The organism is Desulfosarcina cetonica JCM 12296, from assembly GCF_001311845.1.
In the GTDB taxonomy this organism is placed as follows: domain Bacteria; phylum Desulfobacterota; class Desulfobacteria; order Desulfobacterales; family Desulfosarcinaceae; genus Desulfosarcina; species Desulfosarcina cetonica.
Window position 1 is genome coordinate 1 of the sequence record NZ_BBCC01000336.1, and the last position, 3723, is coordinate 3723.

The 3723-nt window shown below is 62.7% G+C and carries 6 protein-coding genes and 1 pseudogene; 5 read left to right on the forward strand and 2 right to left on the reverse strand.

What is annotated here, in order from left to right; all coding sequences use genetic code 11:
• The 5 genes and pseudogenes from JCM12296_RS40670 to JCM12296_RS33290 all read left to right on the forward strand — a co-directional run.
• Positions 1 to 180 (forward strand): glycosyltransferase family 9 protein (locus JCM12296_RS40670; protein WP_422699211.1); only part of this gene is annotated, 180 nt, incomplete at its 5' end.
• Positions 170 to 949, forward strand: a complete 780-nt coding sequence (locus tag JCM12296_RS33275; protein WP_054702213.1) for a glycosyltransferase family 2 protein — start codon at positions 170 to 172, stop codon at positions 947 to 949. The genes JCM12296_RS40670 and JCM12296_RS33275, both read left to right, overlap by 11 nt.
• A pseudogene (locus JCM12296_RS51180) lies at positions 934 to 1119 on the forward strand (hypothetical protein); the annotation flags it as partial. The gene JCM12296_RS33275 and the pseudogene JCM12296_RS51180, both read left to right, overlap by 16 nt.
• 38 nt (positions 1120 to 1157) lie before the next feature.
• A complete protein-coding gene (locus JCM12296_RS33285) occupies positions 1158 to 1853 on the forward strand; it encodes a glucosamine inositolphosphorylceramide transferase family protein (RefSeq protein WP_054702219.1) in 696 nt (231 codons plus the stop codon).
• A gap of 196 nt (positions 1854 to 2049) precedes the next feature.
• Positions 2050 to 2988 (forward strand): glycosyltransferase, encoded by a 939-nt coding sequence (locus tag JCM12296_RS33290; RefSeq protein ID WP_054702221.1) that lies wholly within the window; start codon positions 2050 to 2052, stop codon positions 2986 to 2988.
• Here the strand turns inward: JCM12296_RS33290 and JCM12296_RS39410 are convergent.
• Both JCM12296_RS39410 and JCM12296_RS33295 read right to left on the reverse strand, forming a co-directional pair.
• Complete coding sequence (locus JCM12296_RS39410; RefSeq protein WP_157068142.1) at positions 2955 to 3125, reverse strand: hypothetical protein; 171 nt, start codon at positions 3123 to 3125, stop codon at positions 2955 to 2957. The two genes, JCM12296_RS33290 and JCM12296_RS39410, sit on opposite strands and share 34 nt — an antisense overlap.
• The coding region (locus JCM12296_RS33295) for a glycosyltransferase family 4 protein (protein WP_157068143.1) at positions 3092 to 3723 on the reverse strand (632 nt) is incomplete at its 5' end. The genes JCM12296_RS39410 and JCM12296_RS33295, both read right to left, overlap by 34 nt.

The window sequence follows — 3723 nt, forward strand, 5'->3', positions numbered from 1 at the left end:
CCTTTTGGCGCGGGGCACCGGGTCATCCGCACCGCGCCGCCCTGCAGTCCCTGTTTCAAGCGGCATTGCGACGTCCATCAGTGCCGCTGCATGCGCGATATTTCCGTTGCCCAGGTGGCCGAAGCGGTGGCGGCGGTTCTGGCGTGTCCGCCGGAAGGCATGGCGTCCGATGAACACTGATGCCCATGGGCGAGCGGTTTCGGTGGCCATCGTGGCCAAGGACGAAGCCGGCCGTATCGGGGCCTGTCTTGACAGCCTCGGATTTGCCGACGAGGTGGTGGTCGTGGTGGATGACCGCAGCCGGGACGATACCCTGGCCATTGCCGAGGCCCACGGCTGCCGGACCCTTTCTATGGCCTGGATGGGTTATGGCCGGCAAAAACAGTTCGCCGTGGATGCCTGCACCCATGACTGGGTGCTGATTCTGGATGCCGACGAGCGGGTTCCTCCGGAGACCGGTGACCGCATCCGGCGCCTGATCGATGAATCGGCGCCGCCCGCGGCCGCTTACGGATTTTTACGGCGCAACATTTTCCACGGCCGCTGGTTCAAGCGCTGCGGCTGGTGGCCGGATCGCGTGTTGCGGCTGGTCGACCGGCGACAGGGACGCTTCAGCGACGACATGGTCCATGAACAATGGATCTGCGACGGTCCCGTGGAGCGGCTCGACGCCATTCTGGAGCACTACAGCTTTCCCACCTATGCGGACCTGATCGAGAAGATGCAGAACTACTCGACCCTGGCCGCCCGGCAAATGGAAGCCGACGGTCGCCAGGCCGCCTGGTGGTCGCCCATTTTGCACGGGCTCTGGATGTTTTTCCGCTCCTATGTGTTGGAACTGGGGGTGCTCGAGGGATTTGACGGATTCGTCATCTCGCTGACCAATGCCGGGGGCTCGTTCATGAAATACGCCAAACTCAGGGAGCGGCGATTATGCAAGCTTTCCTAAGCCGCCTGAAAGGTCTCGTGTTCAAATCCAATCGGCCGCGCCGGGAGAAAGTCCATGGTAAATGGTCCATCGGCATCTTTACCGGTACCTCGCCGTTTGACCTGTCGGCCGATGACAGCGCTTCGAATCCGGTGATCCGTGCCGCCGACGTGACCGATGGCCAGGCCAATTTCGTGGCCGATCCTTTCATGGTCCACGAAGGGGAGACTTGGTACCTTTTTTTCGAGGTCGACATGATTCGCCCGGAGGCAACATCGGCAAGATCGGCCTGGCCAGCAGCCCGGACGGGTTTGCCTGGACCTACGTCGGCATCGTCCTGGAGGCGCCGTACCACCTTTCCTATCCCTATGTGTTCAAGCATGGCGACGACTACTTCATGATTCCGGAAACCCGGGCCGACCGGTCCGTCCATCTCTATCGGGCGACCGATTTTCCGCTGCGCTGGGCGCATGCGAAGACGTTGCTCGCCGGCCGGCGCTTCGCCGACACATCGATTTTCCGGCATGACGACAGGTGGTGGCTGTTTACCGACTCGGGGAACACCACCCTGCGATTGTTCGGCGCCGCGGAGCTTGGCGGACCCTGGAAAGAACACCCCAGAAGCCCGCTCATCCGTAAAAATCCGTCCATCGCCCGGCCCGGCGGCCGGGTGGTGACCCATGACGGCCAGCTGATCCGCTTTGCCCAGGATTGTTATCATCACTATGGCGACAAGGTGTGGGGCTTCAGCATCAGCGAGTTGACGCGGAAAACCTATCGCGAGGAAAAATGTCCGCAGCCCGTGCTGCAGGCCAGCGGGGCGGGGTGGAACCGATCGGGCATGCACACCGTCGATCCCCACCTTTTGGCCGATGGCCGCTGGATCGCCTGTGTGGACGGATTCGGCGATGGGGGCGCGCGATGAAAACGCGATTCAAGATCCTGCACGCGGAGAGCCACCGCCAATGGGGCGGTCAGGAGCGGCGCACCTTTAACGAGGCCCGCTGGATGCAGGCCAAGGGGCATCAAATTATCATCGTGGCCCCCGGTTCGTCCGTTTTGTACCAAAAGGCATGTGAGCAGGCTGGGAGACCCATGCCCTGGATTTTAAAAAATGGGCGATGGTCAACGACATCTTCCGGCTGCGCGCGATTCTCCGCCAGGTGCGTCCGGACGTTCTCAACACCCACGGCAACACCGACAGCAAGGTCGGGCTGGTGGCCGCCTGGGGACTGTCCATTCCGTGCGTGATCCGAACGCGCCACAGCACGCCGCCGGTGGGCAACTCGTGGCACAACCGGCTGCTCTACCGGCGATTGAGCGATGTGGTCTTTACCACCGCCGCGTGTGTCAGCCGGCAGATCCATCGGGATCTGGGCGTTCCCGAGGAACGGATCAAAACCGTGCCCAGCGGTATCGACTGCCCCGCGGATCTGCTGGATCGGGATGTTGCCCGGATCCGGCTGGCGGAGGAACTCGGCCTCGATGACCATCAGCGGTTTATCGGTTTTGTCGGGCGGATTACCGGAAGCAAGGGCGTGCCGGTGCTGATCGATGCCTTTGCCGCCATCAAGGACCGCATCCCCGACCATCATCTGGTCATCGTCGGCGATGGGAATCTGTTCACTGAACTGACGCGGCAGGTCGCCGAACGCGGCCTTCAGACCCGCATCCATCTGCTGGGCTATCGGGACGACCCGTGGCCCTATTATCGCGCCATGGACATCTTCGTGTTGACCAGTCTGCGGTATGAAGGCGTGCCCCAATCCATGCTGCAGGCCATGTTTGCCCAGTGCGCGGTGATCGGTACGGATGTGGGTGGCATTCCGGATATCGTCAGCCATGGCGAAACCGGCCTTCTGGTCCCCCCGGAGGATCCCGCTCGGCTGTCCGAGGCTTTTTTGCACACCATCGAAAATCCCGACGCGACCCGCAAAAGGGTGGCCAGTGCCCTTGCCGAGGTGCAGCGCGAGCACACCCTGTCGGCCATGGGGGCCAAGATTCTCACGGTTTACGAAAGGACCCTTCAGGCTGCGGAAAGGGATTCCAACAGCGCCTGACGATACCGCCGGCGCGAATACCGCTGGGCATAGCGGGCCGCCTGGGCGGCGAAATGGCCTTTGCGGTCGGCATCGCTTTGGGCTGCCGCGGAAAGGCACCCGGTCAGGCGGGTACATCGCCCGAGGGAAAACGCCATCCCAGATCGTTGTCCTTGACCAGCCGGCCGAGAAGCTGTTCATCGGATGCGATCACGGGGGTACCGGTGGCCATGGCCCGCGAGAGAATGCCGCTGGTGCCGAAATGGTTCAGGTAGGGCAGCAGAACGACATCGCTGGCCTGGAAACAGTACTTCTCCTCGCTGCTTGACACATAACGGTCCATCACCCGGGCGCGCTGCTGCGCCTGTAAGCGCGCGAGTCCCTCGCGCACCTTTCCCGACGGATTTTGCCGGCCGGCGACCAAAAGGAGGGTGTCCGGCCGATCAAGCCGCAGCATCGCCTCGACCGCCAGGTGCAGGCCCTTGCGCTTCGCCCCCACGCCAAAGAAGAGAAACACCGTTTGTTTCCCGGAAATGCCCAGGGCGTCGCGCGCCTGTCCCGGATCGCCGGCGAAATCGTCGGGGCAGGGATCGGGCAGAAAGAAGATGGGGTTCGCCGGATAGGCCGTTTGAAAGCGGCGGGCCAAGTATTCGTCGACGAACAACAGTGGCCGCACCCAGTTGCTTTGCATGAAACGCCGGAATCCCCGCGCCTTGAGCCAGCGGTTGGGCGACCACCAGGGCGTGACCGTGAAAC